Genomic DNA, 5,262 nt, shown 5'->3' with positions numbered 1-5,262 from the left:
CCCCCCCACCTTGTGGTGGGACATCAGCACCGGGATCCCGGTCTCGCGGCCAATGCGGAGGGTTTCCGTCACCGCCGCCAGCACGCTGTCGTCCTCGTTGCGCATGTGCGAGCTGTAGATCCCCCCGGCGGCGTGGGCCACGCGGGCCAGCGCCACCAGCTCTTCGGTGGGGGCGAAGCTCCCCGGCACGTAGAACAACCCCGAGGAGAGCCCCACGGCGCCGTCGGCCATGGCCTGCCGCACCAGTGCTTCCATGGCGGCCAGTTCGTCGGGGGTTGCTGACCGGTTGGCGGTACCCATGACTTGCCGGCGCACGCTGCCGTGCCCCACGAAGAGTGCCACGTTCGGTGCCACGTCCCACTGCGCGAGCGAATCGAGGAACGGCCCCAGCGGCAGCGGGGAGCTGCCATCATTGCCATCGACGATGGTGGTGATGCCCTGCCGGATCAGGTTGTCGGCGGTGGGGATGTCGCGCAGCCGCTCGCGCCCGTGCGTGTGTGGGTCGATGAAGCCCGGCGCCACCACGTGGCCGGTCACGTCCACGGTGTCCGCGGCCGTGCGAGTCCCGAGATCCCCGATCTCGACGATGCGCCCATCGCGGATGCCGACATCCGCAACCGTGGCCGGCGCCCCGCTGCCATCGAGGACGCGCCCCCCGCGCAGCAGGACATCGAAGGGAGCGGGCGTGCAGGCGCCAAGGCCCAGCGTCAGGGCCACGCGGGTGAGGCCGCACACAAGAGCAGGTCGCATGGTGCTCATGAGGTCTCGGGAAGGCCCGCCGCAACGCGCTGACACGCGCCACGCGTGACGGGGACGCGGGGGCGGCACGGGCACGCCGCCGTTGTTGCGTCGCGACGGAAATAGCCCCCGTACCCCTGTGCCGCCAGCCCCGGCGCGCACGAGTCGCCCCCCTAACGTACCCGCCGGTCCGTCGTCCAACCGATTGATGCCGCCACGGTGTGCTACCCTCAATCAATTCCCGGCCATGAAACCAATCGTCTCTGCCCTCCTCCTCGGCACCATCCTGTCCGCCTGCTCCAGTGCGGCCACCGAGCCCGACGCAACCCGCCCCACGCCATCAACGCCGCCGTATCCTGTGGGGCAAATGACCGACCAGACCCTCGTGGTCGGTGGGGTGACGCGCCAGTATCGCGTGCATGTGCCGGCGGGGCTCACGACCCCGAAGGCGGTCGTGTTCGTCCTGCATGGCGGCGGGGGCGAAGGGCTCGATGTGGCGATCCTCGGCCGGCACCCGCTCTCGGTCTTCCGCACCGTGGCGGACCGTGAAGGATTCGTGGTGGTGTACCCCGGAGGCCTGCCCGCGAACGATGCCCAGCGCCTGCCGGGGTGGGTCGACTGCCGGGCCGACAACACGGTCGAGAGCAATGCCGACGACATCGGCTTCCTGGCGGCGCTCGTGGAACGGGTGCGCGGCGAGTACGGGCTGACCACATCACGCATGTTCATGAGCGGCGGATCGAACGGCGCCCAGATGACGCACGCGTTCGCGTTCCAGCGTGCCGATCTCGTGGGCGCCGTCGCCACCGGCGCCGGCAGTCTGCCCGTGACCCCGAAGCCGGGCCGCTGCACCACCGGCCCCACGCGCCCCCTCCCCATCCTGCTGCTGCACGGGAGCGGTGACCCGCAGATGCCGTGGAATGGCGGCTGCGTGGCCGACATCGGCGGCGCCTGCAATCGGGGACGCGTGATCTCCGCGATCGCCACGCGCGACCGCTGGCTCGCCATCAACGGGCTCGCCGCCGCCACGCCCACGACCGCCGTGATCGATTCAAGCACCGCCGACACCGGCCCCGCCAATCGGTTCGATTATGCCGGCGCGACCCCCGTGCAGTGGTGGCGCCTCGATGGGGCAGGGCACGCGGTACCCAGTCGCACCGTGTTCTCGGCCAGCAACCCGGCCACCGGCACGCAGAATCGGGATGTGGAGTTCGCCGAGGTGGTGTGGGCGTTCTTCAAGGCGCGGCTGCCGTAGGGCCCGCGCGCCTATCGTCGCAGGATTCCCCACGAGAACTCCCGCCCGAGGGTCGCGCTGGCGGTGATCCACACGAGCGCCGCCGGCTCCTGAAAACGCGCCCGGGCCAGCGGCCCGAGGCGCACCGGCTCGAAGCCGATGCTCGTCGCCAGCTCGGCCACCTGTGCGCACGCGTCGGCATCGTCTCCGCTCATCCAGAGTACCGATCGGCCGTTGGCAAAGACGGGGTTCGCCATCACCTCCATGCCGATGGAATTGAACGCCTTCACGACCCGTGCCCCCGGCGCCCACCGCGCCACCTGCTCCGCGCCGGAGTCGGTGGTGCCGTGCGTGAGCACCATCCCTGGCCCGATGGGATTGGTGGCATCCACGAGGACCTTCCCCGTGAGATCGCCGGCGCCCTCGAGCGCCTCCTGCGCCCCAGCCCAGGGCGTGGTGAGCACGACGACGTCCGCCGCGGCCGCCGCGTCGCTGATGGTGGCCACGGTGCCGATCCCGGCGTACTTGGGACTATCCGGCGTGCGCGCACCGTAGACGACATGGTGACCGGCGCGCTGGAACTGCGCGCCGAGTGTGGTGCCCACGCGGCCGGCACCGATGATCGCGATCTTCATGAGTCCCTCCTGCTGGGTACGCGCCAGGCCCGCGAGTGTCCGACCGGGCGCCTCGATGGCTCGCCGCGCCGCGGTCGCTCCGGACCTCGGCTGCTGTCATGGCAAGCCTACGCCGATTGGATTTCCCGCGACAGTACGCACCTTTTCGACATAGACTTCCCGGCAGGTAAGTCGTGTGTCGGAGGACCAGCGCCGGCGTGCACGCGGCTGTTCCGCCGCGCGAGGACTACGCCATCACCATGCTCGGCCAATCGGCACTCCCGCCCATCAACGGGCTCCGGAGCTGGGACGCCGCGTATTGCACGGCACGCGATCCCGGCCGGCAGCCCACGCTCGATGGCCCCACGCTGCACGTGCGCCCACTCGCGGCGTCCGTTTTCGAGGCGTGTGGCAGCGCGACCCATGGGGAACGCAAGGCGCTGATGCTGGCGCACGCCGACACGCAGGTGGATGTGGTGTGGTTCCACATCGGGCGCGACAATCACCGGTCACGCACGGCGGCCGAGAAGACCGACGCGGTGCTCGATCACGAGGGGCAGCGGGACCAGCATCCGTACTGCTGGTCCCGCATCGATCGGCCACCCGCGTGACGCGGGCGTGCCGGTCACCTGACCTTATGGACGTGTGACTGCGGACGTCGCGTCCGTGCCGAGGCCGCGCAGCCACGCCAGCGTGTCCTCCCACAGTGCCAAGGCCTGCGGACGGAAGTAGCCCATGTGGCCGATGTTGCGGAGGCCGAGCTTGCGCGGATCGAGCGTGACCGCGTCGACCGGAGCATTCCGGTACTGGGCCATGAAGGCATCCCGTGAGGCGGGGGGTGCCCAGTGGTCGTCGAGGGCGTTCACCGCGCGAATGGGCATGCGGACCTCCGCGAACTGCTCGGCCAGTCCGGGGAGCTCCGGGTCCTCGAAGAAGTAGCGCGGCCACCGGCACCATCGGCGCCACTGATGGAAGAGATCGCGTGGCAGATCTTCGCCGAGCCCCAGCCGACTCCACGCCAGATACCCGGTGGCGCTCACCAGCAATGGTCCCATCACGCGCCACAGGAACTGCACGCGCAGTCGCTCCAGTGGCGGCATCCAGCCGTGCCACCCGGCGCCGGTGGCGAACGTGACCACCCGCTGGATCCGCTCGTGCCCGGGCAGCAGCCCGATCGCGTGGCCGCCGAAGGAATGCCCCACCATCCAGAGTGGACCATCACCGCGCCCGTCGACATGGTCCAGCAGGGCCGCCAGATCGAGACGGGCCCAATCGAGGTAGTCCATGCGGAAGTCGCGCAGCGACGCGGGGCGCGAGGCGCCAACGCCACGATAGTCCAACATCCACACCGCGATCCCCTGCGCGGCGGCGAACCGGGCGAAGCGCGCGTAGAAGCGCTGCGGCACACCCGTCGCGCCGGCGACGATCAGACGCCCCTGTGCCGGCCCGGACGGGGCGACGTGGGTCACCCCGAGCGGATAGCCGTCGGCAGCGGGCACTACGAGTTCGGAGGCGATCAGGTCGGAGGCCATGGGGAGCGAGGTACGCCGAAGTCCGTCGAAGCGGCACGATCAGGAGGCGCGCAGCGTGCGCCTCCGCCCTCACGATAATGCCCGATGGTGCCTTCGGCTCCCCTTTTCGACCACCCGGCCAAGGCGTGGGACGCGTCGCAAGCAACGCGAGGAGGCGCCGCGTTCGATGGCCAGACCAGGCGCCCCGGAGTCGGCGCTGGCGATGGCCCTGAGGAGACCGACTGGGGGGCCGCCGCGCTGGGGAGAAGCAGTGCGCCTGCTGGTGAGACGATGGCCCGGCCGCATTTCGATAGGAAACTCAATCGGGGTGGCTGGAGTATAGGCTCGGTCCGCTGCCTCGCGAGCAGCGGGGAGCGGGCTTCGGCGCGACCGCCACCGCGCCGGTGCGCTTCGCGGGCTGTTCGGCCTGCGGTCCGGACGGGTGACCCGGGGCCGGCGGGAGCCGGTGGGGACCGTGGGGTCGCTGCGGTGGGACCGCCGCGCACGCCGAACGTCCCCGCGTGGTCGGGGGGCGTTGGGGAGGCGCATCCTCAGGGGGGAGTCGGGGCGGCGGCGAGCGGGTCGACCTCGAAAATCTGCTGCAGGAGGACCGCCCATCGGCGAGTGGCCTCGGTCGGCGCGACTCGTGGCGCGGGGATGATCATTGGCGGTGCGTCGACTGCGGCGGGCTCAGCCTGCCGTCGCATCCCACGCGGACGGTTGGCATACCAGCCGTAGTAACGCGTGGTAATCGAGTCCTGTTCGGGGAGCTTGGAAAGTTCCGACAGGTCAACGATTTGGGAGCGGGGGATCAGGCAACGTGCCTGGTCCCCCGGTTCGTTGGTGGCCGCGTAAGGCCCGGTTCTCCCTGAAGGGGCGTCGCACGCGGGGGCCTCGCGGATCCGGCCGGATGCCCTTCTGCGGCGCTGCCTCCCGGCCTGCCCCCGGGCCGGAGGCTGCTTCCCGCGCCCCGAACGCGCCGCGACAGCCGCCGAACCGAGGCCGCGAGGCCTCTCATCTCGCTCGTGATCGCCGCGAACCCGCCGACACGCTCGACAACCGCACCGGTTTGCTCGATGAACACCGCCTTTCTCGGCACCCTGCTATTCGCGTGCGAGTCCGCCCATGAGGCCGGTGGCGCCGATAACGGCGCGCTTCATTCTGT

Annotated in this window: 5 protein-coding genes; 2 read left to right on the top strand and 3 right to left on the bottom strand. The window is 70.7% G+C overall.

Features of this window, described 5'->3' with window-relative positions; translation table 11 throughout:
- A partial coding sequence (locus LW840_RS16980; protein ID WP_291277447.1) for an amidohydrolase family protein occupies nucleotides 1–750 on the bottom strand: 750 nt, incomplete at its 3' end.
- A gap of 355 nt (nucleotides 751–1,105) precedes the next feature.
- On the opposite strand from LW840_RS16980, the gene LW840_RS16975 reads away from it, so the two are divergent.
- A complete protein-coding gene (locus LW840_RS16975) occupies nucleotides 1,106–1,993 on the top strand; it encodes a PHB depolymerase family esterase (RefSeq protein WP_291266622.1) in 888 nt (295 codons plus the stop codon).
- An 11-nt stretch (nucleotides 1,994–2,004) separates the two neighbouring features.
- On the opposite strand, the gene LW840_RS16970 is transcribed toward LW840_RS16975, so the two are convergent.
- Nucleotides 2,005–2,634 (bottom strand): NAD(P)-binding domain-containing protein, encoded by a 630-nt coding sequence (locus LW840_RS16970; protein ID WP_291266639.1) that lies wholly within the window; start codon nucleotides 2,632–2,634, stop codon nucleotides 2,005–2,007.
- A 170-nt stretch (nucleotides 2,635–2,804) separates the two neighbouring features.
- Here LW840_RS16970 and LW840_RS16965 point away from each other — a divergent pair, with 170 nt between their 5' ends.
- The gene (locus LW840_RS16965; RefSeq protein ID WP_291277446.1) at nucleotides 2,805–3,197 is read left to right on the top strand and encodes a hypothetical protein; all 393 of its coding nucleotides are present in this window, start codon (nucleotides 2,805–2,807) and stop codon (nucleotides 3,195–3,197) included.
- A 24-nt stretch (nucleotides 3,198–3,221) separates the two neighbouring features.
- On the opposite strand, the gene LW840_RS16960 is transcribed toward LW840_RS16965, so the two are convergent.
- Nucleotides 3,222–4,118 carry an alpha/beta fold hydrolase gene (locus LW840_RS16960; protein WP_291266624.1) on the bottom strand — a complete coding sequence of 299 codons (897 nt, stop codon included), beginning with the start codon at nucleotides 4,116–4,118 and terminating at the stop codon, nucleotides 3,222–3,224.
- Nucleotides 4,119–5,262 lie beyond the last annotated feature (1,144 nt).

Origin of the sequence: Gemmatimonas sp. (assembly GCF_021298855.1) — a bacterium.
Taxonomy (GTDB): Bacteria; Gemmatimonadota; Gemmatimonadetes; order Gemmatimonadales; family Gemmatimonadaceae; genus Gemmatimonas.
This window is presented reverse-complemented; position numbering and strand designations above follow the sequence as displayed.

Coding starts and splice junctions, on each gene's coding strand:
- LW840_RS16960 (WP_291266624.1), bottom strand. CDS start 4,118: ATGGCCTCCGACCTGATCGCCTCCGAACTCGTAGTGCCCGCTGCCGAC.
- LW840_RS16975 (WP_291266622.1), top strand. CDS start 1,106: ATGACCGACCAGACCCTCGTGGTCGGTGGGGTGACGCGCCAGTATCGC.